23 protein-coding genes are annotated in these 25,174 nt (G+C 71.0%); 13 read left to right on the top strand and 10 right to left on the bottom strand.

Annotated features, from left to right (window positions below; all coding sequences use genetic code 11):
• From ACWGKQ_RS35540 to mce, 4 genes are all read right to left on the bottom strand, one after another.
• Positions 1-957, bottom strand: a complete 957-nt coding sequence (locus tag ACWGKQ_RS35540) for an ABC transporter ATP-binding protein (RefSeq protein WP_453296152.1) — start codon at positions 955-957, stop codon at positions 1-3.
• Positions 958-1,228: 271 nt separating this feature from the next.
• The gene (locus ACWGKQ_RS35535; RefSeq protein ID WP_453296151.1) at positions 1,229-2,164 is read right to left on the bottom strand and encodes a cellulose-binding protein; all 936 of its coding nucleotides are present in this window, start codon (positions 2,162-2,164) and stop codon (positions 1,229-1,231) included.
• Positions 2,165-2,359: 195 nt separating this feature from the next.
• Complete coding sequence (scy, locus tag ACWGKQ_RS35530) at positions 2,360-6,208, bottom strand: polarized growth protein Scy (RefSeq protein WP_453296150.1); 3,849 nt, start codon at positions 6,206-6,208, stop codon at positions 2,360-2,362.
• A 222-nt stretch (positions 6,209-6,430) separates the two neighbouring features.
• Positions 6,431-6,871, bottom strand: a complete 441-nt coding sequence (gene mce / locus ACWGKQ_RS35525; protein WP_453296149.1) for a methylmalonyl-CoA epimerase — start codon at positions 6,869-6,871, stop codon at positions 6,431-6,433.
• Between the two features lie 149 nt (positions 6,872-7,020).
• Here mce and ACWGKQ_RS35520 point away from each other — a divergent pair, with 149 nt between their 5' ends.
• The 3 genes from ACWGKQ_RS35520 (at position 7,021) to ACWGKQ_RS35510 (ending at position 10,785) form a co-directional block, all read left to right on the top strand.
• On the top strand, positions 7,021-8,226 hold the full coding sequence (locus tag ACWGKQ_RS35520) for an acetyl-CoA C-acetyltransferase (RefSeq protein WP_453296148.1): 1,206 nt from the start codon (positions 7,021-7,023) through the stop codon (positions 8,224-8,226).
• A 28-nt stretch (positions 8,227-8,254) separates the two neighbouring features.
• The gene (gene meaB, locus ACWGKQ_RS35515; RefSeq protein ID WP_453296168.1) at positions 8,255-9,211 is read left to right on the top strand and encodes a methylmalonyl Co-A mutase-associated GTPase MeaB; all 957 of its coding nucleotides are present in this window, start codon (positions 8,255-8,257) and stop codon (positions 9,209-9,211) included.
• A gap of 365 nt (positions 9,212-9,576) precedes the next feature.
• Positions 9,577-10,785: an MFS transporter gene (locus ACWGKQ_RS35510; protein WP_453296147.1), complete on the top strand. Its 1,209-nt coding sequence runs from the start codon at positions 9,577-9,579 to the stop codon at positions 10,783-10,785.
• A gap of 79 nt (positions 10,786-10,864) precedes the next feature.
• On the opposite strand, the gene ACWGKQ_RS35505 is transcribed toward ACWGKQ_RS35510, so the two are convergent.
• The 4 genes from ACWGKQ_RS35505 to ACWGKQ_RS35490 all read right to left on the bottom strand — a co-directional run bounded on the left by ACWGKQ_RS35505 (position 10,865) and on the right by ACWGKQ_RS35490 (position 13,521).
• The gene (locus ACWGKQ_RS35505) at positions 10,865-11,341 is read right to left on the bottom strand and encodes a MarR family winged helix-turn-helix transcriptional regulator (protein WP_453296146.1); all 477 of its coding nucleotides are present in this window, start codon (positions 11,339-11,341) and stop codon (positions 10,865-10,867) included.
• Between the two features lie 92 nt (positions 11,342-11,433).
• On the bottom strand, positions 11,434-12,189 hold the full coding sequence (locus ACWGKQ_RS35500; protein WP_453296145.1) for an AIM24 family protein: 756 nt from the start codon (positions 12,187-12,189) through the stop codon (positions 11,434-11,436).
• A 47-nt stretch (positions 12,190-12,236) separates the two neighbouring features.
• Positions 12,237-12,887, bottom strand: coding sequence for an AIM24 family protein (locus tag ACWGKQ_RS35495; RefSeq protein ID WP_351494366.1), 651 nt, complete (start codon positions 12,885-12,887; stop codon positions 12,237-12,239).
• A gap of 1 nt (position 12,888) precedes the next feature.
• Positions 12,889-13,521 carry an AIM24 family protein gene (locus tag ACWGKQ_RS35490; RefSeq protein WP_453296167.1) on the bottom strand — a complete coding sequence of 211 codons (633 nt, stop codon included), beginning with the start codon at positions 13,519-13,521 and terminating at the stop codon, positions 12,889-12,891.
• A 210-nt stretch (positions 13,522-13,731) separates the two neighbouring features.
• Here ACWGKQ_RS35490 and ACWGKQ_RS35485 point away from each other — a divergent pair, with 210 nt between their 5' ends.
• Together ACWGKQ_RS35485 and ACWGKQ_RS35480 are read left to right on the top strand one after the other, a co-directional pair.
• Positions 13,732-14,082: a DUF3817 domain-containing protein gene (locus ACWGKQ_RS35485; RefSeq protein ID WP_453296144.1), complete on the top strand. Its 351-nt coding sequence runs from the start codon at positions 13,732-13,734 to the stop codon at positions 14,080-14,082.
• Positions 14,079-14,372, top strand: a complete 294-nt coding sequence (locus tag ACWGKQ_RS35480; protein WP_453296143.1) for an MTH1187 family thiamine-binding protein — start codon at positions 14,079-14,081, stop codon at positions 14,370-14,372. Before ACWGKQ_RS35485 ends, ACWGKQ_RS35480 begins: the two co-directional genes overlap by 4 nt.
• Positions 14,373-14,375: 3 nt before the next feature.
• Here the strand turns inward: ACWGKQ_RS35480 and ACWGKQ_RS35475 are convergent, their stop codons facing one another.
• Positions 14,376-15,365, bottom strand: coding sequence for a DUF5937 family protein (locus ACWGKQ_RS35475; protein WP_453296142.1), 990 nt, complete (start codon positions 15,363-15,365; stop codon positions 14,376-14,378).
• Between the two features lie 85 nt (positions 15,366-15,450).
• Between ACWGKQ_RS35475 and ACWGKQ_RS35470 the strand changes: the two genes are divergently transcribed.
• From ACWGKQ_RS35470 to ACWGKQ_RS35455, 4 genes are all read left to right on the top strand, one after another.
• On the top strand, positions 15,451-16,653 hold the full coding sequence (locus ACWGKQ_RS35470; protein ID WP_453296141.1) for an MFS transporter: 1,203 nt from the start codon (positions 15,451-15,453) through the stop codon (positions 16,651-16,653).
• A gap of 134 nt (positions 16,654-16,787) precedes the next feature.
• A complete protein-coding gene (locus ACWGKQ_RS35465) occupies positions 16,788-17,297 on the top strand; it encodes a MarR family winged helix-turn-helix transcriptional regulator (RefSeq protein WP_453296140.1) in 510 nt (169 codons plus the stop codon).
• Positions 17,298-17,363: 66 nt separating this feature from the next.
• Complete coding sequence (locus ACWGKQ_RS35460; RefSeq protein ID WP_453296139.1) at positions 17,364-17,708, top strand: DUF3817 domain-containing protein; 345 nt, start codon at positions 17,364-17,366, stop codon at positions 17,706-17,708.
• 93 nt (positions 17,709-17,801) lie between these two features.
• Positions 17,802-19,502 (top strand): acyl-CoA mutase large subunit family protein, encoded by a 1,701-nt coding sequence (locus ACWGKQ_RS35455; protein ID WP_453296138.1) that lies wholly within the window; start codon positions 17,802-17,804, stop codon positions 19,500-19,502.
• A 175-nt stretch (positions 19,503-19,677) separates the two neighbouring features.
• On the opposite strand, the gene ACWGKQ_RS35450 is transcribed toward ACWGKQ_RS35455, so the two are convergent.
• Positions 19,678-20,307: a TetR/AcrR family transcriptional regulator gene (locus ACWGKQ_RS35450; RefSeq protein ID WP_453296137.1), complete on the bottom strand. Its 630-nt coding sequence runs from the start codon at positions 20,305-20,307 to the stop codon at positions 19,678-19,680.
• A 232-nt stretch (positions 20,308-20,539) separates the two neighbouring features.
• Between ACWGKQ_RS35450 and ACWGKQ_RS35445 the strand changes: the two genes are divergently transcribed.
• The 4 genes from ACWGKQ_RS35445 to ACWGKQ_RS35430 all read left to right on the top strand — a co-directional run bounded on the left by ACWGKQ_RS35445 (position 20,540) and on the right by ACWGKQ_RS35430 (position 24,872).
• The gene (locus ACWGKQ_RS35445) at positions 20,540-21,511 is read left to right on the top strand and encodes a tetratricopeptide repeat protein (RefSeq protein ID WP_453296136.1); all 972 of its coding nucleotides are present in this window, start codon (positions 20,540-20,542) and stop codon (positions 21,509-21,511) included.
• A gap of 657 nt (positions 21,512-22,168) precedes the next feature.
• Positions 22,169-22,816, top strand: coding sequence for a DUF6230 family protein (locus tag ACWGKQ_RS35440; protein WP_453296135.1), 648 nt, complete (start codon positions 22,169-22,171; stop codon positions 22,814-22,816).
• 141 nt (positions 22,817-22,957) lie between these two features.
• A complete protein-coding gene (locus tag ACWGKQ_RS35435) occupies positions 22,958-23,509 on the top strand; it encodes a DUF6114 domain-containing protein (RefSeq protein ID WP_453296134.1) in 552 nt (183 codons plus the stop codon).
• The gene (locus ACWGKQ_RS35430) at positions 23,499-24,872 is read left to right on the top strand and encodes a hypothetical protein (protein WP_453296133.1); all 1,374 of its coding nucleotides are present in this window, start codon (positions 23,499-23,501) and stop codon (positions 24,870-24,872) included. Before ACWGKQ_RS35435 ends, ACWGKQ_RS35430 begins: the two co-directional genes overlap by 11 nt.
• Positions 24,873-25,174: the final 302 nt, after the last annotated feature.

The following is a 25,174-nucleotide window of genomic DNA, read 5'->3' as shown; positions in this document are numbered from 1 at the left end:
TCATGCCCCCTTGTCCCAGCCGGTGCCCCAGGCCTGTGGCACCGGGGGCGAGTCGGTGTGCGCGTGGTACTCCACGGACTCCGCCGTCAGTTGCATGAACGCCTCCTCCAGCGAGGCCTGCTGGATGCTCAGCTCGTGCAGCACGATCCCGTTCTGCGCGGCCAGCTCCCCGATCGGCTCGGCCTTCCCGCCCTCCACCTCAAGGGCTCCGGTCCCGGTCTCGACGACGGTGATCCCGGCCCCGTGCAGCACGTCCAGCAGCCGCTCGCGCTGCGGGGAGCGGACCCGGACGTACGACCGTGAGTTCGTCCGGATGAACTCCGCCATGGAGGTGTCGGCGAGCAGCCGTCCCTGCCCGATGACGACGAGGTGGTCGGCGGTCAGCGCCATCTCGCTCATGAGGTGCGAGGAGACGAACACGGTCCGGCCCTGGGCGGCCAGCGATTTCATCAGGGTCCGGATCCAGTGGATGCCCTCGGGGTCGAGCCCGTTCACCGGTTCGTCAAACATCAGGATCCGCGGATCGCCGAGCAGCGCCCCCGCGATCCCGAGCCGCTGCCCCATCCCGAGCGAGAAGCCCTTGGCCTTCTTCTTCGCCACCGCCGTCAGCCCGACGGTGTCGAGGACCTCGGCCACCCGCGCGTTCGGGATCCCGTTGCTCTGCGCGAGGCACAGCAGGTGGTTGAAGGCGGTGCGCCCGCCGTGCACGGCCTTGGCGTCGAGCAGCGCCCCGATGTACGTCAGCGGGTCCTTGAGCTGCTCGTACCGCTTGCCGTCGATCCGCACCCGGCCGGCCGTGGGGTGGTCGAGCCCGAGGATCATCCGCATGGTGGTGGACTTCCCGGCACCGTTGGGCCCGAGGAACCCGGTCACGATGCCGGGCCGGACGGTGAACGTGAGGTCGTCGACCGCCGTCTTGTCTCCGTAGCGCTTGGTCAGGCCCGCCAGCTCGATCATGCGGCCACGCTAAGACCGCCCTACGGGGGCTGCCACCGGAGCGCCGTGGCCGGGTGCGGCGCCGTGGGGGCCGATCGCGCAGTTCCCCGCGCCCCTTTCAGGGGCGCCAGCCGCAGTGCCCTTCTTCTAGGGGCGCGGGGAACTGCGCGAGCAACCACCGACCACCCGCACCGTCGGAACGAAGATCAGCCACCCCGAGGACAACCCACCGCACCCCACGACGAAGGCCCGCACCCCCGAAGGGAATGCGGGCCTTTGTTGTCGCTAACGATCACCGGGACTGCTGGGCCGGAACCCCGCGGGAGATCGGCTCGTCCTCCGCCGGGGAGCTGGCGGCGGCCACCGCGGCACCGGTCAGCGTGGCCAGCATCTCGCGGACGTTGGTCAGCTGGGCGTTGATGCTGTCGCGGCGGTTCGTCAGCGCGGCGAGCTCGCGCTCGGATTCCGAACGGATCCGGTCGGCCTTCGCGTTCGCGTCCGCGACGATGTCCTCGGCCTGACGCTGCGCCGTCTCCACAGTCTGGCGGGCGCGGCGCTCGGCGTCCGTGCGGAGCTTCTCGGCCTCCAGGCGCAGCTGCTCCGCGCGGTGCTCGATCTCCGCGAGGCGCTTCTCCGCCTTCTGCTGGCGGGACGCCAGGTCACGCTCGGACTGCTCGCGGCGCTTCGCGAGGTTCGTCTCGAAGTCGGCGGCGGCCTGAGCGGCCTTCGCACGGGTCTCCTCGAAGAGGGCGTCCGCCTCCTCGCGCTTGGACTGCGCGTCCTTCTGGGCCTCGGCACGCAGCTGCGACGCGTCGCTCTTGGCCTTCTCGACGATCCGGACGCCCTCGTCCTCGGCCTTGGACTTGCGCTCCGCAGCGAACGATTCTGCGTCGTTGCGTACCTGCTGGGCCGCCGACTCGGCGAGCTCGCGGTGCTGCTCGGCGGCGCGCCGGGCCTCCTCGCGCAGGTCCTTCGCCTCCTCCTCGGCGAGGCGGAGGATCTTCTCGACACGCGCGCCGAGACCGGCGTACGACGGCTCTGCGTCGGTCACGGCGGCCTGGGCGTTCTGCGTTTCGAGGTGGAGCTCCTCGATGCGCTTTTCCAGAGCGGTGATGCGGGCGAGAGCACTGTCACGGTCGGAGACGAGCTTGGAGATGCGTTCGTCCACCTGAGCGCGGTCGTACCCACGCCGCACAAGCTCGAAGCCGTAGGGGGAAGTGTCGCTCATGGGTTTCCTGTCGAGTGAGACCGGTGAGGTGATAGGTGGAATCCTAGGGGCCGATGCGGTGTGTCATCGAGCGGATGCGTGTTTGATCTGGAGAATGACACCACTTTTGGGTGGCTGGCTGTGAGAACGCTTGCCAAAGCCTCTGCCAAAGGTCCGGCTAAATGCCCCAGAAGACTACAGAACCGGCCTAGGTCTCTAGCCTTCTGACGACTTGCCACCCGATCGGGGGGCGCCCACCGTACTGCCCGCCTTGACTCCGCCGTCCTTGGCGGACGACGGGGTCTCGAAGGATTCCAACGCCTCCAGGACGTCCTGGACACGGGAGATCTCGCCGTTGATGTTCTCCCGCCGACGCTCCAGGATCTCCAGCTCGCGCTTGCCGGCCTCGACCGTGGCCCGGGCCTCGCGGATCGCCTCGGCCTTGAGCTCCTCGGCCTCCCGGACCAGCGTGGCCTTCTTCTGCTCGGCCTCCTTGAGCAGCCCCTCGGCCTTCTTGACGGCGGCGATCCGGACCTTGCCCGCCTCGGAGTTCGCCTCCGAGACCAGGTCCTTGGCCTTGGCCTGGGCCTTGGCCAGCTGCTCCTCGGACGCCTTGATCAGCGCGTCGCAGCGGTCGCCGGTGGACTTCATGGTCTCGGCGGCCTCGCGGCGGGCCCGCTCGTGCAGCCCCTCGATCTCGGTGGTGATGCGGTCGCGCAGCTCCTCCGCGCGCTCCCTTATGGCGGTGGCGTCCCGGCGGGCGCCGACGAGCAGCTCGTCCGCGTCCGTACGGGCCTTCTCCACCGTCGAGTTGCCCTCGACCGTGGCCTCGGACACCAGCCGGTCGGCCTCCTTGCGGGCCGCGCCCACCATGGTGTCGGCCTGCGACTCGGCGTCCGCGGTGGTCTTCATCGCCTGCTGCTGCGCCTCGGTGAGCAGCTTGTCGGCCTCGGCGGCCGTCTCGTTGATGAGCGTGTCGACCTGCTCGGCCACGTCCTGGCGCCGCTTGTTGGCGTCCTTGCGGGCCTCGTCGAGGGTCCGCTCGGCCTCCTCGCGCGCGGAGTTGAGCAGGTGCTCGACCGCCGCCTCCGCGTCCGCCTTGAGCCGCTCGGCGTCCGCGCGGGTCCGGTCGGCGTGCAGCTGGGCGGAACCGACGGTCTCGGCGGCCTCGGCACGCAGCCGCTCCGCGTCGCCGGAGGCGTCCGCGATCAGCTTCTCCGCCTTGGCGATGGCGTCGGCGCGGACCCGGTCGGCCTCGGCGATGGTCTCGTTCTGGAGCCGCTCGGCCTCGCTGCGCGACTCGGTGATGAGGGTGTCGGCCTGGGTCGCCGCGTCCGAACGCATCCGGTTGGCGTCCTCGCGCGCCTCGGCACGCGTGCGCGTGGCGTCCTGGTCGGCCTGGGCGATGGCGTCGGAGGCCTCGGTGCGCACCCGCTGGGCGTGCGCCGCCGCCTCGGACCGCAGCCGCTCGGACTCGGTCATCGCGTCGGCGACGGTCCGCTCGGCAAGGGCCTTCGCCGCCTCGGACGCCTCGGCCGCCTCGCGCCGGATCCGGGTCGCGTCCTCGCTGGCCCGCTCCCGCTCGGCGTAGGCGTCGGCCCTGACCCGGTCCGACTCCTCCTCGGCCTCCCGCCGGGTACGGTCCGCGGCGTGCTCGGCCGCCGAGCGCAGCCCGGTGATCTCCTCCTGCGCCTGCTCATGCAGCCCGGAGACCGAGTCCCGTACCTGCTGGGCGTGGAGTTCGGCGGCCGACACCATCTCGGTGGCCCGCCGGTCCGCCTCCTCGACCAGCCGTACCGCCTCGGCCTGCGCCTCCTCGACGCGGTTGCGCGCCTGGGCCAGCAGGTCCTCGCTCTGCTCGCGGGCCCGATCCCGCTCCTGGCCGGCCTCCTCGCGCGCCGAACCGAGCAGCTCCTCGGCCTCCCGGCGGCGGCGGGTGGCCTCCTCCTGGGCGGCGGCCAGCGTCTCGGACGCCTCCGTGGACAGCCGCTCGGCGGCCGCCTGCGCCTCGGCACGCACCCGGTCGGCGGTGTCCTGGGCCTCCTGCTTGAGCCGCTCCGCCTCGGCCGCGGCCTCGGACCGCAGCCGTACGGCGATGCTCTCGCCCTCCGCGCGAGAAGCCGACGCGTCGGCGGCGGCCTCGTCGCGCAGCCGCTCGGCCTCGGTCTCGGCCTGCTGCTGGAGCGTACGGATCCGCTCGGCGGCCTCGGAGCGCAGCCGGTCGGTCTCCTCGCCGGCCTCCCGGCGGATCCGGCCGGCCTCCTCACGCGCCTCGGTCAGCGCCTGCTCGGCGTTCGCGAGCCGGTCCTCGGCCTCGGTGTGCAGCCGGGTCAGCTCCCCGGCGGCCTCCGCGCGTCGGGCCTCGACGCCCCGCTCGGTCTCCTCGCGCAGCTCGGCCGCGGCCCGCTCGGCGTCCGCCTTGATCCCCTCGGACTGCTCCAGGACCTCCTCGCGGTGCCGGTCGGCCTCCTGCCGGGTGCGCTCCAGGGTCTCCTCGGCCTGCCGGCGCAGCGTGGTGGCGCGCTCGATGGCCTCGGTGCGGACCTTCTCGCTGTCCGTGGTCGCGGTCTGGCGCAGCTCGTCGGCGTCGGCCTTGGCCTTGGCGAGCAGCTCCTCGGCGGACCTGGCCGCCTCCTCGATCTGCTGCACGGCCTCGCGCCGGGCCTCGGCGCGGATCGACTCGCCCTCGGCGACCGCGTCGGACCGCAGCTGCTCGGCCTCGCCGCGCAGCCGGCGGGCCTCCTCCTGCAGCTCGACCGTCTTGGCGCGGTACTCCTTGGTGTCGTCCTTCGCCGTGCCCTTGAGCTGCTCGGCGATGTCGTGCGCCTCGGCGCGCAGCCGGTCCGCCTCGGTCTCCGCCTCGGTGCGGATCCGCTCGGCCTCCTCGGCGGCGGCCTTGGTGGTCTGCTTGGCCTCCTCGGCCGCCCTGTTCAGGACGTCCTCGGCGGTCTTGGCGGCCTTCGCCAGCTGGGAGGCGCTCTCCTCGGCGGTGAGGCTGCGGGCCTTCTCGGAGGCCTCCGCGGTGATCTTCTCGGCCTCGGCCTTGGCGTCCGCGACGATCTGCTCGGCGCTCGCCTTGGTGGCCTCCGCCTCCTTGGTGGCCTCGCTGACCAGCCGGGCGACCTGCTCCTTGGCGGTCTGGGTGCGCTGCTGGTTGGTGGCCTCGGCGCTGGAGAGGGCCTTCGTGGCGCTCGCCTCGGCCTCGGTGACCAGCTTCTCGGCCTCGGACTGCGCCTTGCGCAGCGCCTCCTCGGCCTCCGCCATCCGCTCCTCGGCGGCCCGGCTCAGCTCGCCCGCCTGCCGACGGGCCGTGTCCGACTCCGTCGCGGTGGAGCTGCGCAGCTGCTCCGCGTGGTCGGTGGCCTCCTGGGCCTGCGTGGACGCGGCGTTCAGCAGCCGCTCGGCGTCCCGGCGGGCGCGCAGCAGGATCTGCTCGGCCTCGCCGCGGGCCGCCTCGGTGTCATTGGTCAGCCGCTGCCGGGCCTCGTCGGTCAGCCGCTGGGCCTCGGTACGGGCGGCGGTCATGGCCTGCTCGGCCTCGGCCCGCGACTCGTCGAGCAGCCGGCGGGCCTGCGACTCGGTGCGCGCCCGCAGCTGCTCGGCCCATGCCACGTTCTCGTTGACGTGCGACTCGACGGTCTGCCGGCGCTCGGCCAGCTCCTGGTCCAGCTGCTGGCGGCGGGTCACCGCCTCCTGGTGCAGCTCGGCCTGGAGCCGCGAGGCCTGCTCGGCGTGCTCCTGGAGGATCCGCTGGGTCTGCGCCCGGGCCTCCGCGGCCACCCGCTCCGCCTCCTGGCGGATCTGGTCGGCCTGCACCTGGGCGTTACGGAGCAGCTGCTCGGCGTGGTAGCCGATGTCACCGCCGTCGAACGCGGGCCGGGACATGATGGTGCGGCGCGCCTCGTGCAACTTGGCGCGCAGCACCTCGACCTGGTAGCCGAGGTCCTCGGCATGCTGGATCGCCTTTTCCCGCTCGGTCTTCAGCCGTTTCATCTCGGCCTCGAACCGAGAGAGGTGGTCGACGTCAGCCGCCGGCTCTCGCTCCTGGCTCTCGTAGCCCCGCACTGCGCGGTCCCATCCGTCCCCTGGTCGCAACCTTTTCCGAACGAGCTCCGTCCATCCGCCGAACGGGGCCCCCGGGGAATGGTGTCAGATCAACGGCGGAGCACGGGCTGCTGCCCCGACGCTCGTCCCCCGAAACCCGGACCCCGGCATGCGGCCGCCCCGGCCCTGCGAACCTGCGAAGGGACGACCGCCCCCAACCCTACCGGCCCATATGTACGAGGGTCAGTGCTCAGGTGACTCAACAGCCGCCGAAGTGACCAGTTCTGTCAGTACGCCGTGGCAATCCTTCGGGTGCAGGAAGGTGATTCGCGACCCCATGGAGCCGATCCGTGGCTCCTCGTACAGAACGCGTACGCCCTTGGAACGGATGTCGGCCGCGTCGCCGTCCACGTCCGCCGTACCGAAGGCGATGTGGTGCACACCCTCGCCGTTCTTCGCGAGCCACTTGCCGACCGCCGAGTCATCCCGGGTCGGCTCCAGAAGCTGCAGGTAGGAGGCACCCCCGTCGGACGTCTCGTTGATCTTGAGCATGGCCTCGCGCACGCCCTGCTCCTCGTTGACCTCGGTGTGGAACACCTCGAAGCCGTAGGTGGCCCTGTAGAACTCGACGGTCGCGTCGAGGTCGTGGCAGGCGATCCCGATGTGGTCGATTCGCGTCAGCATGGATTCAGTGCAGCGCCACGACGACGGTTACGCAACGTGCCAGCGATCACACTGACGGCCCGATGACGGCACGGAGTGCCACGCAATACATTCGAAGTAAACCCTCGTTCACTCCTCGGCAGTGCAGCCGGTAAGGGGATTCGCAGCTCATGACCTCTGGAACCTCTGGAACCACCTCGGTGATCGTCGCGGGCGCGCGGACGCCCATGGGACGACTGCTGGGCTCGCTGAAGTCCTTCTCCGGAGCCGACCTCGGCGGCTTCGCGATCAAGGCCGCCCTCGACCGTGCGGGGATCGGGGGCGACCAGGTGCAGTACGTGATCATGGGGCAGGTGCTCCAGGCCGGCGCCGGGCAGATCCCGGCCCGCCAGGCCGCCGTGAAGGCCGGCATCCCGATGAGCGTCCCGGCGCTCACCGTCAACAAGGTCTGCCTCTCCGGCCTCGACGCCATCGCCCTGGCCGACCAGCTGATCCGGGCCGGCGAGTTCGACATCGTGGTCGCGGGCGGCCAGGAATCCATGACCAACGCCCCGCACCTGCTCCCGAAGTCCCGCGAGGGCTTCAAGTACGGCGCCGTCGAGATGCTCGACGCGATGGCGTACGACGGCCTGACCGACGCCTGGGAGAACATCCCGATGGGCGAGTCGACCGAGAAGCACAACACCCGCCTCGGCCTCGGCCGCGAGGAGCAGGACGCGGTGGCGGCCCTGTCCCACCAGCGGGCCGCCGCCGCGCAGAAGAACGGCGTCTTCGAGGCCGAGATCACCCCGGTCGAGATCCCGCAGCGCAAGGGCGAGCCGGTCGTCTTCAGCAAGGACGAGGGCATCCGCGGCGACACCACGGCGGAGTCGCTGGGCAAGCTGCGGCCGGCGTTCACCCGCGACGGCACGATCACGGCCGGCTCCTCCTCGCAGATCTCGGACGGCGCGGCGGCCGTGGTCGTGATGAGCAAGGCCAAGGCCGAGGAGCTGGGGCTGACCTGGCTCGCCGAGATCGGCGCGCACGGCAACGTGGCGGGACCGGACAACTCCCTGCAGTCCCAGCCGTCCAACGCCATCCGGCACGCGCTGAAGAAGGAGGGCCTGGAGGTCTCCGACCTCGACCTCATCGAGATCAACGAGGCCTTCGCCGCGGTCGCCGTGCAGTCAATGAAGGACCTCGGCGTGTCCACCGAAACGGTGAACGTCAACGGTGGTGCGATCGCCCTGGGCCACCCCATCGGCATGTCCGGCGCCCGGCTCGTCCTGCACCTGGCCCTGGAGCTCAAGCGCCGCGGCGGCGGGGTCGGCGCGGCCGCGCTGTGCGGTGGCGGCGGTCAGGGTGACGCACTGATCGTGCGGGTACCGAAGGCCTGAGTAGTTTCTCTTCGTGAACGGAGCTGTGATGCAGGACGTCTCCTCGCTCGTGACCCAGGCCAGGGAGGGCCGACCGCGTGCGGTGGCCCGCCTGATCTCCCTGGTGGAGGGGGCGTCCCCGCAGCTCAGGGAGGTCATGGCGGCGCTGGCCCCGCTGACGGGCAACGCCTTCGTGGTAGGCCTGACCGGCTCTCCGGGAGTCGGCAAGTCGACCTCCACCTCGGCGCTGGTGACCGCCTATCGCAAACAGGGCAAACGGGTCGGCGTGCTGGCCGTCGACCCGTCCTCCCCGTTCTCCGGGGGCGCCCTCCTGGGCGACCGCGTCCGCATGTCCGACCACGCCTCGGACCCCGGCGTCTACATCCGCTCGATGGCCACCCGGGGCCACCTGGGCGGACTCGCCTGGTCGGCCCCCCAGGCCATCCGTGTCCTGGACGCGGCGGGCTGCGACGTGATCCTCGTGGAGACCGTCGGCGTCGGCCAGTCCGAGGTCGAGATCGCCTCCCAGGCCGACACCTCGGTCGTCCTGCTCGCCCCCGGCATGGGCGACGGCATCCAGGCGGCGAAGGCCGGCATCCTCGAGATCGGCGACGTGTACGTCGTCAACAAGGCCGACCGCGACGGCGCGGACGCCACGGCCCGCGAACTGAACCACATGCTGGGCCTCGGCGAGTCCCGCGGCCCAGGCGACTGGCGCCCGCCCATCGTCAAGACGGTCGCCGCCCGTGCGGAGGGCATCGACGAACTGGTGGAGGCCCTGGAGAAGCACCGCGCCTGGATGGAGGAGCGAGGTGTCCTGACGGAACGCCGCCTGGCCCGCGCCTCCCGCGAGGTCGAGACCATCGCCGTCACGGCCCTGCGCGAACGCATCGGCGACCTCCACGGAGACCGCCATCTCGGCGCGCTCGCGGAACGCATCGTCGCCGGCGAACTGGACCCCTACCGCGCGGCGGACGAACTGGTGGCGGGCCTGACGGAAGGCTGACGCCTGGCCTGGCCGACGTCGCGGGGCCCGGATCGTCCCCCGGCCGCGGGCCGGTGGGGGCTGGTCGCGCCCGCGCGGCGGAGCCGCATATCGGCTGGGGCCCCGCACCCCTTGCGGGGCGCTGCCCAGCCGCTCCTGTACAGCTACCCAGCTGCGGGCAGGCGTGCCGCAGGGCGGCACGGGTGGGCGCAGCGGCACCCGGCCGGCGCCGGTAAGCGACACCCCCCGTCCGTGCTGCTAACTTGGGCGGCATGTTCCTCTCCTTGGCGTAAGAGCGCACCCGACGCCGCCACCGGCATGTGAACGCCCCGTGCCGTGGCGCGATCAGGTGTCCCCTCTTCCGCCTCTCCCCGAGGAACTCACCCATGTCCGCGCTGACTTCATCGCGCCCTTCAACTGCCCAGCGGCCCTCCTACGCCGCCGTCCTGCGCGTCCCGCACGCGCGCCGTACCTTCCTGGCCGCCCTGACGGCCCGCCTCGCCTACGGCACCGTCTCGCTGTCGGTGCTGCTGTCCGTGACCCGGGCGACCGGCTCGTACGCCCTGTCCGGGCTGGTGATGGCACTGTTCGGCGGCTCTGCGGTCGTGCTGATGCCGGTCCGCGCGGCCCTGGTCGACCGGTACGGCCCGCGCCGCGCCCTGCCTCCGATGGCAGCCGCGTACAGCTCCGTGCTCTGCCTGCTGGCGGCCCTGACCTGGCGCCCGGGCGGGCCGCCGGTCGCGCTCGCCGTCACGGTCACGCTCGCGGGCTGCTGCGCGCCGCCGCTGGGCCCCACCATGCGGGCGGTGTGGGGCCGCCTGGCCGAGGATCCCGCCCTGCTGCGACGGGCGTACAGCCTGGACGGGGTCGCCGAGGAACTGCTGTACGTGTCGGGTCCGGCGCTGGTGGGCCTGCTGCTGCGGTTCGGGCCGCCCCCGGCCGGGCTGCTGCTGAGCGCGGTGCTGATGCTCACCGGCACATGTGCGTTCGTGGTGTCACCGGCGGTGCGGGGCGCGGTGCCGCCGAAGCGGAAGACCGGCCGCACGCCCGGACGCTTTCCGGCGGCGCCGGTGGTGGCGGTCGCCGGCCTAGGGCTCGCGCTGAGCGCGGCCGACCTGCTGGTGATGGCCTTCGCGGAGCAGCGGTCGTACAGCACGCAGGTCGTCCCTTGGGTGCTCGGTGCGCTCTCGGCGGGCAGCGCGGCGGGAGGGCTGCTCAACGGGGTGGTGGAGTGGCGTCGGCCCGCGGCGGAGCGGCTGGCGTGGCTGTCGGCGGGGCTGGGGGTGGTTCTGGTGGTCGCCGGGTTCGCGCCCGGGATGTGGGCGCTGGCCGGAGCCATGGCGGTGGCCGGGGCGTTCGTGGCACCGGTCCTGACGACGGCGTATCTGCTGGCCGACGAGTCGGCGGGGGAGGGGGAGCGGACGCGGGCCGGCGCGTGGGTGAACGCGGCTGTCAACGCCGGCAGCTCGGGAGGTTCTGCCGTGGCGGGGCTGCTGGCCGGGCGGCTGCCGGTGGCGGTCTGCTTCGCGCTGGCCGGAGGTGTCGCGGTCGTGTCCGCCGTCGGGGTGCGGGCTGTCTCCGGGCCGCGGGCCTGACGGGGCGCTTCGCCCGGCAGGCAGCGAACGGCGGACGGGACCTGAACACCCGTCCGCCGCTTTCAGCTGCTGTCTGTCGTCACGGGCGCCCGCGCTGCCCCCGCAGGTGCTCCGCGATCGGCTTGAGGCCCTTGTCCAGCTCCAGGAGTGTCTCCGGCGACAGCAGGTCGATGAAGTGCCGCCGCACGGAGGCGACATGATGTGGCGCCACCTTCTTCATCGTCTCCATGCCGTGCTCGGTGAGGACGGCATACAGTCCGCGGCGGTCGGACTCGCAGTTCTCGCGGCGGACCAGGTTCGCGTTCTCCATGCGGGTGATCTGGTGGGACAGCCGGCTCTTGGACTGGAGGGTGGCGGAGGCGAGGTCGCTCATCCGCATCCGGTAGTCCTCCGACTCGGACAGGTTCACCAGGATCTCGTAGTCGTTCATCGTCAGGCCGAACGGCTGGAGATCCTTTTCGAGCTGGTACGTCAACAGCCTGTTGACCTCCAGGTGGGTGCGCCAGGCGCACTGCTCCGCATCGGTCAGCCAGCGCGTGGCCGTCTCGGTCTCCATGAATCAAGTCTACCTAAAATGTTGAAAGGCGAACTAGTGAGGGTGGTGTGACTGTGCGCACGCGTTCGATGTCACACTCCGCAGACTACCGCTCACAGCCCGAAGCGACGCTGGAGGTCCCCCAGCTGTCCGGGAAGGCGCGGTGTGCCCTGTTGTTGTGAATGACCTGTGGAGGGGCCGCCTCCGCCGGGCACTCCGGGCTGGTGCGGAACCGCTCCCGCGGGCTGCTCGGCCATCAGGGTCTCGGTGGACTGGAGCAGGACCGTGCCGGCCCCTACGAACTCGAACTGATGCTCCTCTCCGGAGGCCCCGCCGAGGCCTGTCAGTGCACGTAGACCGCCCATCACGCCGGTCATGTACCCATGGTCGTAATGGTGACAGGGAGAGGGGCAGTCGGCCCACCCCACCAGTGCCTGCGGGTCCACCCGGATGGGGGGTTCCATGAACACCACCGGACCGTTGGACGCGGCCACAAACTTTCCGGTTCCGATAAGGGTCAGAAAACCGGGAACGATTGATTGCTTCAGGGCGAGACTTGGCTGAAAAGCGAGCAGGTTGCCAGAGCGAATGGTCAGGTTGCCGTCGTCCAGGTCGTACGAATTCACATCGAACGCCCGGTCGGCGAGGAGCATCTTGCCCGACCCCTCCGCCACCACCCAGTCGCTCGCGTGCAGAGGCGAATGGAAGGACGTACGGACAAGCCGGTCCAAACGGCCGTGTCCGATGCCGTTGAAGTCGATCGCGCCGTAGTAGGCGATCATCTTCCCCTTCTGCAGGAACCACTGGCCGCTCTTGAGCTCCACGCAGAAGGTGTACTTGTTCACGTTGTCGTCGACGGGGAGGGTCATGGGGTCGTACACGACCGGACCGGCCGCTCCGGCGGCTCCGTATGCGCTCACAGCTTCTCCTCGGACGCCTGCACGTACACCATGCCGTTGCCGCTGAGCTCCAGCTGGAACGCCTCGCCGGAGCCCCGGCCCACCATCTCCCGCCAGCCGAGCGCGGACGACAGCTTGTTGCGCACGTCGCCGTGGTGGGCGACGTAGGCCTGCGGGTCGACATGGACCGGGCGCTGCGGAGTGACGGGGATCTCGAAGACCCCGCCGTGGGCCATCACGGCGACCGCGCCGTGGCCCTTGAGGGTGGTGGTGAACAGGCCCTGGCCGGTGACCTGGCCGCGCACCATGCCCATCACGCCGCCCTGGGAGCCCATGAACATCGTCCCCTGCTGGAGCGTGCCCTCGAAGGCGAGCAGCCGGTCCGCCTCGACGTAGAGCGTGTCGCCGGTGAGGGTGATGACGTGGACGTGGTGGCCGCCGTGCCCGAAGAAGACCGTGCCGCTGCCCTCGACCGTCATCAGGGGGGTCGCCTCGCCGGCCACCCGGCGCCCGAGCATCGACATCAGCCCGCCCTGGCCGCCCTGGATGTTGGGCGTGAAGGACACCTCGCCCTTGTACGCGAGCATCGCCCCGCGCTGGCTGAACAGCCGCTGCCCGGGGACGACGGTCGCCTCGACCATCTTCGAGTTCACCTCGCGCAGGGCCATGTCAGACGTCCCCCGCGATCGTGTTGCGCTCGCTCGGCTGTACGTACACCAGGCCGTCCCCCTCGAACCGGATCTGGAAGGCCTCCCCGCCGCCTTCCCCGAGGAACGTGCGGAAGGTCACACCCGACTGGAAGGACTGGCGGAGGTTGCCCTGGTGGGCGATGTAGGCGCCCGGGTCGACGGTCAGCGGGTACTGCGGGCTGACTCTGAGCACCACCGCCGGGCCGTCCGACATGATCGCCGCCTGGCCGCGGCCCTCGACCGTGGTGGTGAACAGTCCATTGCCCTGGGAGGCGCCGCGCAGGCCCGTGAACGTCGTGCCGGTGCGCAGGCCGGCGTCGGTCGCGAGCAGGTTGCTGGACTCGACGTACAGCTTGTCGCCCTGGAGGCCGACCAGGTTGATCTCGGACGCCCGGTCCGCGAACCAGCACGTCCCGTGCCCCTTCACCTCCATCACCGTCATCTGCTCGCCGGTGAGCCGCCGGGTCACCATCCCGCGCAGCCCCTCGCCGCCGCCGCTCAGCTTCTTGAACGCCATCTGCCCGTCGTACGCGACCATCGAGCCGTTCTTCGCCTTCACGGCGTCCCCGGTCATCTCGACGGCGAGCACCTTGCTGCCCTGGAGTCGGAACATCGCCACGCTGCGAAGGTAGCCGCAGGCGGATGACGGCGACAGGTCCCGTGGGTGGACGTCACCCCGGATCCGTCCCCTAGGGGTGCCGCTCCTCGGGCTCGCTCTGCCTCCCACCCCCGCGCCGGGTCCGCGCAGCCCCTTTGCCACAATGGCCGGACGTTTGTGCTCGCGTTCACAAAGAGTGGACGTCTCTCCCACCGAAGGTGACTCGTGGACATCAAGACCGCCACCGCCATCCGCCGCCTCCGACTGGTCTCCGCCCCGGAGGCCGTCTCCTTCCTGATCCTCCTCGTCTGCTCGGTGCTCAAGCGGACCACGGACTTCAACGCGGTGCCCGTGATGGGCGCGATCCACGGTGTCCTGTTCATCCTCTACGTGATCTTCTGGGCCGACGCCTGGAACCGCACGAAGTGGTCCCCGAAGACCGCCGCCTTCTACTTCGTCCTCTCCGTCCTGCCGACCGGCGGCTTCTTCGCCGAGCGCAAGCTGCGCCGTGAGGCCGAGGACGCGGTCATCGCCTCCCGCGCCCGCCAGGAGCAGGAAGGGGCCGTGAAGGCATGATCGTCGCCTTTTCCGTCACGCCGCTCGGCGTCGGCGAGGACGTGGGGGAGTACGTCGCCGACGCGGTCCGGGTGGTCCGCGAGTCGGGGCTGCCCAACCGCACCGACGCCATGTTCACCTCGATCGAGGGCGAGTGGGACGAGGTCATGGACGTCGTCAGGCGTGCCGTCGCCGCCGTCGAGGAGCGCGCCCCGCGCGTCTCCCTGGTCCTCAAGGCGGACATCCGTCCCGGCGTCACCGACGGACTCACCAGCAAGGTGGCGACGGTCGAGCAGTACCTCGCCCCGTAGGGGTCAGCCGCCCGGTGTCCCGGACGCCAGCGCGATGCCCAGCGGGGTCCGTTCGTACAGCACCTGATGGCCGTAGCGGTGGGAGGTCAGCAGGCCCGCGTCGCGCAGGACCGCCAGGTGCGCGGAGACCGAGGACGGGGCGAGCCGCAGCCGGTGGGCGAGGGCACCGGTGCCGGCCGGTTCGGTCAGGGCGGCCAGGACGGCGGCGCGGCCCCGGCCCAGCAGCCGTACCAGGGTGTCGGGCGTGGTGTCGGCAGGGTCGGTCCACAGGCCGCCGATGCCCCGGGCCGGGTAGACCAGCGTGGGCCGGGCCGGCGGGTCGAAGGTGCTGATCACGTCCGGCCAGGTGAACACGCTCGGCATCAGCACCAGGCCCTGCCCGCCGAGCCGCCGCTCGTACGCGCCGGGCGACGCCACGGTCAGCGTTCCGGACCGCCAGCCGCACCGGCGGTGGATCTCCGGCAGCAGCCCACCCAGACCGACCTCCGCGAGCCGCCGGGAGTGGAAGGCGATGTCCGCCTCCAGCAGGGCGCGCAGCCGGGGCCAGTCCGGCGCCACCAGGACCCGCCAGGCCGCCTCCAGCGCGTCCGTCAGCTCCCGGACCAGGCGCGCCGGATCCGCCAGCCAGGCCCGGGCCGTGGCCGTCTCCAGCGCGCCCGGCGTGTCGGCGAGCGAGCGGGCGGTGTCGGCCCGGGCCGTCTCCGGGTCCACCGCCCGCAGGGCCGCCAGTTCCTCCGCCACGGAGGCCGCCGGACCGGTCGGCGGCGGCACCAGCCAGTCGGGGGAGTGACCGCGCCGGGGCATCAGCAGCCACAGCGGGGCCAGGTCGAGACCGGCCGCCGCCGCCCTGATCCGCCGCAGCCAGGGCGCGTGGTAGCCGTGCCGGTCCGGCCGCCGCAGCGTGCGCACCGCCTCCTGCGTCTCCCACAACGGCGACACGGCGAACCGGCAGCGGAGGAAGTCGTCCTCGTCGAAGTGGAGGTGGGAGGGCATGGCGGGGTCCCCGGCGGAGAGGCGGAAGATTCGGCTGGTGCCGAAACTCTAAGCGGCCGGCCGTGGCGCGGGCACGCTGCCGTCCATGTCCGCGCCTGCCCTGGAGCGACCCGCCGGCTACGGCCGGGTCCTCGCCGTGCCCGAGTTCCGTGCCGTCTTCGCCGCCCATGTGCTGTCCATGCTCGGCGTGATCGTCAGCGAGATCGCGCTCACCGTACTGGTGTACGACCTCACGGGATCGCCGCTGCTCAGCGCCCTGACCTTCGCGCTGGGCTTCCTGCCCTACCTGGTCGGCGGCACGCTGCTGGCCCCGGTCGCCGACCGGTACCCGGCCCGCCGGGTGCTGGTGGTGTGCGACCTGGTGTGCGCGGGGTGCGTCGCCGTGATGGCGGTCCCGGGCACCGGCATCGGGGTGCTGCTCGGGCTGCGCTGCGCGCTCGCCGTCGTCTCGCCGGTGTTCGCCGGCACTCGGATGGCGACCCTCTCCGACGTCCTCGGCGGCGGCGAGCTGTTCGTGCTCGGCCGCTCCCTGCTGCGGATCGTCGCGCAGAGCGCGCTGCTGGCCGGCTACGGCCTCGGCGGACTGCTCCTCGCCGTCCTCGCCCCGCGGCACGCCCTGCTGATCACCGTCGGCACCTTCCTCTCCTCGGCCGTCCTGCTCCGCCTCGGCACCCGGCACCGCCCCGCCCGCCTCCGTACCCGGGAGCGCGGCGGCACCCGGCAGCTGTTCGCCGACCGCCGCATCCGCCGCCTGCTGCTCCTCTTCTGGATCCCGGCGATGTTCGCCGTCGTCCCCGAGGCGCTCGCCGCCCCCTACGCCGACGCGCTCGGCGCCGGATCCCCCGGGCTCGGGCTGCTGATGTGCGCGCTGCCGGTCGGCACGGTCGCCGGGGAGCTGTATGCCGGCGCCCGGCTCGGCCCGGCCGCCCGGGAGCGGATCGCCCTCCCGCTGGTCTGCCTCACCCTGCTGCCGTACCTGGGCTATGCCCTGCACCCGTCCCTCGTCCTCTCGCTGCTGCTCCTGCTGGCGGCGGGCGCCGGGTCGGCGTACACGCTGGGTCTGGACCAGTGGTTCGTGCAGGCAGTGCCGGAGGAGCTGCGCGGCCGGGCCATGACGGTGCTCAGCGCCGGGCTGATGACCGTGCAGGGGGTCGGCATGACGCTGGCGGGGGTGGCCGCGGAGGCGGTGGGGGTACGGGCCGCGGTGGCGGGCGCCGGGGCGGTGGGGGCGGTGTGCTGCTGCGGCCTGGCGGCGGCCGCCCGGCGGACACCGCGGCCGGCGTCGTGACGGCTGCTCCGGAAGGCCTGCCTTCGGTGCTCGCGGCGGCGGCCCGGCGGGCCTGCCGTCGGCACCCCTCGCAAAGGTGACCGAAAGCCGAGACACGGCTGACCGCTATATGACCGGCCGGTAGGGTCGGTGGCGTGCCAAAGCCTCTCAGTCTTCCCTTCGACCCCATCGCCCGAGCCGACGACCTCTGGAAGCGGCGCTGGGGAAGCGTCCCGTCGATGGCCGCGATCACCTCGATCATGCGGGCCCAGCAGATCCTGCTGGCCGAGGTCGACGCGGTGGTCAAGCCGTACGGGCTGACGTTCGCGCGCTACGAGGCGCTGGTGCTGCTCACCTTCTCCAAGGCCGGCGAGCTGCCGATGTCGAAGATCGGCGAGCGGCTGATGGTGCACCCGACCTCGGTGACGAACACCGTCGACCGGCTGGTGAAGTCCGGCCTGGTCGACAAGCGGCCCAACCCCAACGACGGGCGCGGCACGCTCGCCACGATCACCGAGAAGGGCCGCGAGGTCGTCGAGTCGGCCACCCGCGACCTGATGGCGATGGACTTCGGGCTCGGGGTGTACGACGCCGAGGAGTGCGGGGAGATCTTCGCGATGCTGCGGCCGCTGCGGATCGCCGCGAGCGACTTCGACGAGGACTGAATCCGCCGTCCGCCGAGCGGTGACCCGCGGCAAGATCTCCCGGAACGGGTGGTTACGCTCGTCCCCATGAAAAAGAGCGTGCTGACCCGCTACCGCGTCCTGGCCTACGTCACCGGTGTGCTGCTGGTGCTGCTGTGCCTGAGCATGATCGCCAAGTACGGGATGGACATCGACGGTGCGGCCGACGTCACACGGGTCGTCGCCATCGCGCACGGCTGGCTCTACGTCGTCTACCTGGTCTTCGCCTTCGACCTGGGCTCCAAGGCGAAGTGGCCGGTCGGCAAGCAGCTGTGGGTGCTGCTGGCGGGGACCATCCCGACCGCCGCGTTCTTCGTGGAGCGCAAGGTCACCCGCGAGCTGGACGCCAAGGTCACCGACGGGACTCCGGTGGCCGCGAAGGTCCAGGCCTAGGCCGCAGGCCCTCGGGTCGTATACCGCCGCGCGGACACCCGTGCGGCGGTTCTCCATCGACATTTACTTGGACGTCCTAGTAAATTCGAGGGTATGGACGCTGACGCCATCGAGGAGGGCCGCCGACGCTGGCAGGCCCGTTACGACGCGGCCCGCAAGCGGGACGCCGACTTCACCACGCTCTCCGGGGACCCCGTGGAGCCGGTGTACGGGCCCCGGCCAGGGGACACGTACGAGGGATTCGCGCGGATCGGCTGGCCGGGGGAGTACCCCTTCACGCGCGGGCTGTATCCGACCGGCTACCGCGGGCGGACCTGGACCATCCGCCAGTTCGCCGGGTTCGGCAACGCCGAGCAGACCAACGAGCGCTACAAGATGATCCTCGCCAACGGCGGCGGCGGTCTCTCCGTGGCCTTCGACATGCCGACCCTCATGGGGCGCGACTCGGACGACGCGCGCTCGCTGGGCGAGGTCGGGCACTGCGGGGTGGCCATCGACTCCGCCGCCGACATGGAGGTCCTGTTCAAGGACATCCCGCTGGGCGACGTCACGACGTCCATGACGATCAGCGGGCCCGCCGTGCCCGTCTTCTGCATGTACCTCGTCGCCGCCGAACGGCAGGGCGTCGATCCGGCGGTCCTCAACGGCACGCTCCAGACCGACATCTTCAAGGAGTACATCGCCCAGAAGGAGTGGCTGTTCCAGCCCGAGCCCCATCTGCGGCTGATCGGCGACCTGATGGAGTACTGCGCGGCCGGCATCCCCGCGTACAAGCCGCTGTCCGTGTCCGGCTACCACATCCGCGAGGCGGGTGCGACGGCCGCGCAGGAGCTGGCCTACACGCTCGCGGACGGCTTCGGGTACGTGGAGCTGGGGCTGAGCCGCGGGCTCGACGTGGACGTCTTCGCGCCCGGCCTCTCCTTCTTCTTCGACGCGCACGTCGATTTCTTCGAGGAGATCGCCAAGTTCCGTGCCGCGCGCCGGATCTGGGCGCGGTGGATGCGGGACGTGTACGGGTCCCGGTCGGACAAGTCCCAGTGGCTGCGCTTCCACACGCAGACCGCCGGGGTCTCGCTGACCGCCCAGCAGCCGTACAACAACGTGGTGCGTACGGCCGTGGAGGCGCTGGCGGCCGTGCTCGGCGGGACCAACTCGCTGCACACCAACGCCCTCGACGAGACCCTCGCGCTGCCGAGCGAGCAGGCCGCCGAGATCGCGCTGCGCACCCAGCAGGTGCTCATGGAGGAGACCGGGGTCGCCAACGTGGCGGACCCGCTGGGCGGTTCCTGGTACGTCGAGCAGCTCACCGACCGGATCGAGGCCGACGCCGAGAAGATCTTCGACCAGATCAAGGAGCGGGGGCTGCGGGCCCATCCGGACGGGCGGCACCCGATCGGGCCGGTCACCTCCGGGATCCTGCGGGGCATCGAGGACGGCTGGTTCACCGGCGAGATCGCCGAGTCGGCCTTCCAGTACCAGCGGTCGCTGGAGAAGGGCGACAAGCGGGTCGTCGGCGTCAACGTGCACACCGGTTCCGTCACCGGGGACCTGGAGATCCTGCGGGTCTCGCACGAGGTGGAGCGGGAGCAGGTGCGGGTGCTGGGCGCACGGCGGGCGGCGCGGGACGAGGCGGCGGTGCGTGCGGCGCTGGACGCGATGCTGGCCGCTGCCCGGTCCGGTGCCAACATGATCGAGCCCATGCTCGACGCCGTACGGGCCGAAGCGACCCTGGGTGAGATCTGCGGGGTGCTGCGGGACGAGTGGGGCGTGTACACGGAGCCGGCGGGGTTCTAGCCGCGTACCAGGGGGCTCCGCCCCCTGGACCCCCGAGACCTGTGCCCACCCACCACCCGACTCGGCCGGCCGAGAAGTGGCCGCCCGGGTCGGCTCGGTGGGTCGGGAGGCGGCTGCCCCGGTGCGCTCGGCGTGGCTGAGCAGACGGCACATCGCGCCACTTCCGGCGGAGCGCTCAGGGAAGCTCGGGCGGCTGGGTGGTGAGGCCCAGCAACAGGACGCGGGTGAAGTCGCGGACCCACGCCTCGTCGGCCGGCTTGCCGCTCATCAGGGTGCGGTGGACCACCGCACCCGCCACCATGTCGAAGATCAGGTCCACCGTGCGGGCGGCCTCCTCCGGGTCCGGCTCGGACGGGAGTTCGCCCCGGCACTGGGCGCGGGCCCGGCCCTCCAGGACCAGCCGCTTCTGGCGGTCCACGATGGAGGCGCGGATACGTTCCCGCAGCGCGTCGTCCCGGGTCGACTCGGCGACCGCCGCCATCAGGCCGCTGCGGGCCTCCGGACGGTCCAGGATCGCCGCGAACTGGAGCACCACGCCCTCGATGTCGTTCGCCAGGCTGCCGCGGTCGGGGAGCTCCAGTTCGTCGAAGAGTTCCGCCACCGCGTCGACGACGAGCTCGTTCTTGCCCGCCCAGCGGCGGTAGAGAGTCGTTTTTGCAACCCCGGCCCGCGTGGCCACGTCTCCCAGGGTGAGCTTGGACCAGCCCAGGTCGACCAGCGCCTGCCGCGTCGCCTCCAGGATCGCCGCGTCCGCGGCGGCGCTGCGCGGGCGGCCGGTGCGTCCGGCGGGGGTGCGGCTCTGCATTCCACGACCATAACCGGCGGTTCATGTGATGCCGTGAGGGAGATCACCGGAATGTGGTGTCGCGCGGGTCCCCGATGGCATTACGCTACGGGTCGTAGCGAAAGCTCGTGGGTGACCGCGCGGGCGACGACCATGGCGTGGGGTGGGGACCCGGCGCCGCTTGATGAACACACGTTCGGCCAGCTTCCACAACGCTTTTCACTTGCGCGCGGGAACGGGGGAGGATAGACGCATGCAGCCACGGAACATGTCCATGAGCGGCGTCGTCGACCTCGCCGCGGTCAAGGCGGCCCAGGAGGCCAAGACCAAGGCCGAGCAGGCGCGCGCCGAAGCGGCCCGGCAGGGTGGGGCCGGTGCCGTCTCCCCGGCCGATCTGGTCATCGATGTCGACGAAGCCGGATTCGAACTCGATGTCCTCCAGCGATCCGCCGAAGTCCCTGTCGTCATCGACTTCTGGGCCGAGTGGTGTCAGCCCTGCAAGCAGCTGAGCCCGGTCCTGGAGCGCCTCGCGGTCGAGTACAACGGCCGCTTCCTGCTGGCCAAGATCGATGTCGACGCCAACCAGATGCTGATGCAGCAGTTCGGGGTCCAGGGGATCCCGGCGGTGTTCGCCGTCGTCGCCGGTCAGGCGCTGCCGCTCTTCCAGGGTGCGGCCGGTGAGCAGCAGATCCGCGAGACGCTGGACCAGCTGGTGCAGGTCGCCGAGCAGCGGTTCGGGCTGACCGGGCTCGTCGTCGACCCCGACGCGGAGCCGGGTGTCCAGCCGGAGCCCACGGTGGCGGCGGGGCCGTACGACGCGCTCCTCGAAGCCGCCGTCCGGGCGCTGGACGCGGGGGACTTCGGCGGTGCGGTCCAGGCGTACAAGAACGTGCTGACCGACGACCCGGGCAACAGCGAGGCCAAGCTGGGGCTCGCGCAGGCCGAGTTGCTCCAGCGGGTGCAGGGGATGGACCCGCAGGCGGTGCGCAGGGACGCGGCCGAGAGGCCGGCCGACGCCGAGGCGCAGATCGCGGCCGCCGATCTGGATCTGGTGGGCGGGCACGTCGAGGACGCCTTCGGGCGGCTGATCGAGACCGTGCAGCGGACGGCCGGGGACGACCGGGATGCCGTACGGCGGCGGCTTCTTGAGCTTTTCGAGGTCGTGGGCACCGACGACCCGCGGGTCGTCGGTGCGCGCCGGGCGCTGGCCCGGGCGCTGTTCTGAAGCACGGTCCGCATCACGGTCTGAACACGGTTCTGACCAGTCGCTAAACGTCACGTCCTGTGATGCCGGAGTGAAAGATTTGCCGACGCGGGGTCACAGCGGCCGCTCTTTACCAAATCTTGGTAATCGCGGCCGCTGTTACTCGGAGTAAATCAGGGCTGTTGATCTGTCTGATTCTGTCCACTGATCAACTGTTTTGCTCTGCCCCTGACTGCCACCCAGAGTGGCCCTTCGAGACCGGTGGGTCGTCCTTCGGTTATCCGGCCGTTACTACCCAGTAACGAAGCCCCTTGTGCGGGCGGCGAGAATGCACCACGATCGGCGACGCTCGGTCCATTCCCGTACCCCGACAGCCGGTCGGGCCGCGGGCTCATCTGGGTCCCCACCGAGCAGAGTCGGCGGCAGTGACGCCGGCTCTTGGGCAGGGGGGTCTTCGCCCTGTGGTGAAGCCTGTCCAGCAAGGTTGTGCGTGATGCGTGTCAGGCGCGACCAGTGGTTGTCGCTCGGGGGTGATCGCCGGTGATCGAGGTGCGGTTCGTGCCTCCGAGTGCGGGCGCTCCCCTTCCGAGGACGTAGCACTTCTCCCATCCCTGCCCGGCCGAGCCGCCGTTGGGGGCGATTCCGGGCCAGGAGATGTACGTCCGAGAAGGAGGAAATATGGAGTCCCAGGTGCGTGGCGGGACCAGATGGAAGCGGTTCGCTGTGGTCATGGTGCCCAGCGTTGCCGCCACGGCGTGTATAGGTGTCGCCCTCGCGCAGGGTGCTCTCGCCGCGTCGTTCAGCGTGTCGGGCCAGCAGTTCAAGGTCACGGCCGACTCGCTGGAAGGCGACGGCTTCGTTCAGTACGGCGCTGTCGACTCGGGTGTCACCCTCGCCGGTGACAAGACGATTCATCCGGTGGCGGTCTCGGCGTTCAACACCGCGACCATCACCAACCTGTGCCAGTCCGTGGTCACGCCGAACGTCCCGATCTTCGGGAACGTCAGCCTGATCCTGCATGCGGGCACTGACGCGAAGAAGCCGGTCGAGGCCAGCAAGCTGTACATCGACCTCGACGACCTCAGCGCCGACGCGACGTTCACCAACATCAACATCGGTGTCGCCGCGGGCAGCTCGACCAAGGGTCCGGGCATCAAGTCCGACGAGGCCAAGGCCGGTCTGACGAACCCGAACGGGTTCGCGCAGGAGGCCGACCACGCCTCGCTGACCGGTGTGAAGCAGACGGCGTGGGCCACCACCGCCGGAACCTTCAAGCTGAGCAATCTGCACATGTCGATCTCGACGAAGGGAGCGGAGTGCTACTAAGCACTCCGTGACGGGCGGGGGCGCCGACGGCACCCCCGCCCTCCACCTTCTTCCCACGGTCTACACACGCGGTACAAGGAACCATCACCGCATCACACAGCATCACCACCACAGCAACGCCGCACCAGGGAGCTGTTTTCCATGAGCGCCGAGACTCCTGCCGCACCCGGCCAGTTCACCCGCCGGAGGCTGCAGTTCCGCTCCTGGCGGGGCACCCGGCCGTTCTGGGCCGGTCTGTACATCCTGCTCGCCGGTTTCCCGATCATGTACTTCCCGTACGCACATCTCCAGATCGGCAACCTCACGGTGGCGATGGCGACCACCGCGGGTGCCGGATCCCTGATCATCGGTGTGCTGCTCGTCGTCCTGGGCGTCAGCCTCTGGTTCCAGAAGCACATCCGCACGTTCGCGGGTATCGCCGCGATCCTGCTGGCGCTGGTGTCCCTCCCCGTGTCCAACTTCGGTGGCTTCGTCATGGGCTTCCTGCTCGCCCTCATCGGCGGTGCGATGGCCGTGGCCTGGTCCCCGGGTGCGCCCCCGAAGCCGCAGCCGGAGGGCGAGATCCCGCCGGCCGGGGACGACGCCCCGGAAGAGGCCGCCTACTACACGGGTCCGGACGGCGTGGGCGAGTCGAACGACCTGTCAGGAACGAGCCCGGTGAACGGGGCGAACGGGAGGCACAGTGCCGGCTGACGAGGTGACCCACGGGACTGATGTGGACGAGTCCCGTGTGAGAACCGGGCCCCGCCATGCGGCACCCAGAAAGCCGCTGTTCACCAGGTTCCACATGCCGGCGGGCAAGGCGATAGCGTCCGTGGCGATGCCGACGGCCGTGCTCATGGGCTTCGGGTTCACGTCGTCGCTCGCGATCGCCGACACCAACAACACGGCGTCCTCGTCGTCGAAGAGCCTCGCCGAGGACTACAAGGACTGCGTCGCGGCCCTGGACTCGGCCTCGCCCTCCGCCTCGGCGAGCGCGAGCGACGGCGCCACGGACTCGGCAACGCCGTCCGCCACGGCGTCGGACGACGCCAAGGACTCGACGTCGTCGTCGGGCAAGTCGTCCTCGTCGGATTCAGGTTCCGACGGCACGGCCACGCCGACGCCGTCCGCGTCCAAGTCGTCCTCGTCCTCGGGCGATTCGGGTTCCTCGGGGTCCTCCGGTTCGTCGGACTCCGGCAGCACGGCCACCCCGTCGCCGTCCGCCTCCGCGAGCAGCAGCGGCGGTGGCCTGCTGGGCTCGATCGGCGACGCGATCGGCAGCATCCTCAGCGGCGGCAGCACGACGAGCTCGTCCTCGTCGGACTCCACCGCGAGCGCCACTCCCTCGCCGTCGGCGTCCGCGTCCTCGGACTCCTCCTCGTCGTCCGCGGAGAAGTCGGACTCGTCCTCCTCGTCGAGCGACGACAGCGGCTCCGATGCCGTGTCCAAGACCGTCAAGAAGGTCACGGACACCGTGAAGGACACCACCGACACGGCTACCAAGGCGGCGGACGACGCCACCAAGGCCGCCGCGGACGCCACCTCCAGCGCCTCGCCCAGCGCCTCCGCGAGCTCCGGCACGTCGGCCGACGACTGCAAGGCCGCCACCGACGACGTGAGCGGTGTCGACAACAAGGTCGCGGTGGCGGACGACCCCTGGTACCTGAGCGCCAGCTCGCTGACGCTGAAGAGCGCCGACTACCAGGGCATCGTCACGGTGAAGACGGCCAGTGGCAAGACGAAGAAGGTGCTGAAGTACGTCATCTCGGGTGGCACCGACATCGGCGACCTGCACCAGACGGTCAAGGACACGACCATCAACAAGACCTACCACGTGCAGGCCGCGGCCGGTTCCACGTCCACGATCCGCGACGGCGCCACGACGATGTACACGGAGTCCATCTCCGGCAACCTCTTCGGCCTGATCCCGATCACGTTCACCCCGGACAACCCGCCGCCGCTGAACATCCCGCTGATCTACTTCACCAACGTGAAGGTCGTCCAGGCGGCCCAGTTCGGCGGCACCCTGCACGTGCCCGGGATGCACGTCTACACCACCGACGGAACAAGCTGAGCGTCACCACAGACCCGTTCGGGAGCCGCAAGAAGACTGTGCCCCGCCGAGTGTCAACTCGGCGGGGCACAGTCCTGTTCGGCCTCCTCCCGGTGCGAGGTCGATTCAAAAGGGAAAGTAAAGTGCCGTTATTCCTTTCTCGAAATCCCCTGCTCTGGCAGGATGATCGCGTCCCCAGACCGCGGCCGCCACCGCGCGCAAGGAAGCCACCGCGGCGGTGGCCGAGGCCGCGAAGACGGCCGACGAAGCGATCAGCCTGGGCACTCCCTACCAGGAGAGCGACGCCTCGGCGGCGTACGCGG

Source organism: Streptomyces sp. NPDC054770 (genome assembly GCF_053611985.1).
Note: the sequence above shows the minus strand (reverse complement) of the source record. Positions and strands in the feature narration are given on the sequence as shown.

Excerpts from the sequence above, each read along its gene's own strand:
- ACWGKQ_RS35510 (WP_453296147.1), top strand. The coding sequence starts at position 9,577 with ATGTCCGCGCTGACTTCATCGCGCCCTTCAACTGCCCAGCGGCCCTCC.
- ACWGKQ_RS35500 (WP_453296145.1), bottom strand. The coding sequence starts at position 12,189 with ATGACCCTCCCCGTCGACGACAACGTGAACAAGTACACCTTCTGCGTG.
- ACWGKQ_RS35535 (WP_453296151.1), bottom strand. The coding sequence starts at position 2,164 with ATGAGCGACACTTCCCCCTACGGCTTCGAGCTTGTGCGGCGTGGGTAC.
- ACWGKQ_RS35520 (WP_453296148.1), top strand. The coding sequence starts at position 7,021 with ATGACCTCTGGAACCTCTGGAACCACCTCGGTGATCGTCGCGGGCGCG.
- ACWGKQ_RS35480 (WP_453296143.1), top strand. The coding sequence starts at position 14,079 with ATGATCGTCGCCTTTTCCGTCACGCCGCTCGGCGTCGGCGAGGACGTG.
- ACWGKQ_RS35455 (WP_453296138.1), top strand. The coding sequence starts at position 17,802 with ATGGACGCTGACGCCATCGAGGAGGGCCGCCGACGCTGGCAGGCCCGT.
- mce (WP_453296149.1), bottom strand. The coding sequence starts at position 6,871 with ATGCTGACGCGAATCGACCACATCGGGATCGCCTGCCACGACCTCGAC.
- ACWGKQ_RS35540 (WP_453296152.1), bottom strand. The coding sequence starts at position 957 with ATGATCGAGCTGGCGGGCCTGACCAAGCGCTACGGAGACAAGACGGCG.
- ACWGKQ_RS35490 (WP_453296167.1), bottom strand. The coding sequence starts at position 13,521 with ATGTTCCGACTCCAGGGCAGCAAGGTGCTCGCCGTCGAGATGACCGGG.
- ACWGKQ_RS35460 (WP_453296139.1), top strand. The coding sequence starts at position 17,364 with ATGAAAAAGAGCGTGCTGACCCGCTACCGCGTCCTGGCCTACGTCACC.
- meaB (WP_453296168.1), top strand. The coding sequence starts at position 8,255 with ATGCAGGACGTCTCCTCGCTCGTGACCCAGGCCAGGGAGGGCCGACCG.
- ACWGKQ_RS35440 (WP_453296135.1), top strand. The coding sequence starts at position 22,169 with ATGGAGTCCCAGGTGCGTGGCGGGACCAGATGGAAGCGGTTCGCTGTG.
- ACWGKQ_RS35505 (WP_453296146.1), bottom strand. The coding sequence starts at position 11,341 with ATGGAGACCGAGACGGCCACGCGCTGGCTGACCGATGCGGAGCAGTGC.
- ACWGKQ_RS35435 (WP_453296134.1), top strand. The coding sequence starts at position 22,958 with ATGAGCGCCGAGACTCCTGCCGCACCCGGCCAGTTCACCCGCCGGAGG.
- ACWGKQ_RS35470 (WP_453296141.1), top strand. The coding sequence starts at position 15,451 with ATGTCCGCGCCTGCCCTGGAGCGACCCGCCGGCTACGGCCGGGTCCTC.
- ACWGKQ_RS35495 (WP_351494366.1), bottom strand. The coding sequence starts at position 12,887 with ATGGCCCTGCGCGAGGTGAACTCGAAGATGGTCGAGGCGACCGTCGTC.
- ACWGKQ_RS35450 (WP_453296137.1), bottom strand. The coding sequence starts at position 20,307 with ATGCAGAGCCGCACCCCCGCCGGACGCACCGGCCGCCCGCGCAGCGCC.
- ACWGKQ_RS35445 (WP_453296136.1), top strand. The coding sequence starts at position 20,540 with ATGCAGCCACGGAACATGTCCATGAGCGGCGTCGTCGACCTCGCCGCG.
- ACWGKQ_RS35475 (WP_453296142.1), bottom strand. The coding sequence starts at position 15,365 with ATGCCCTCCCACCTCCACTTCGACGAGGACGACTTCCTCCGCTGCCGG.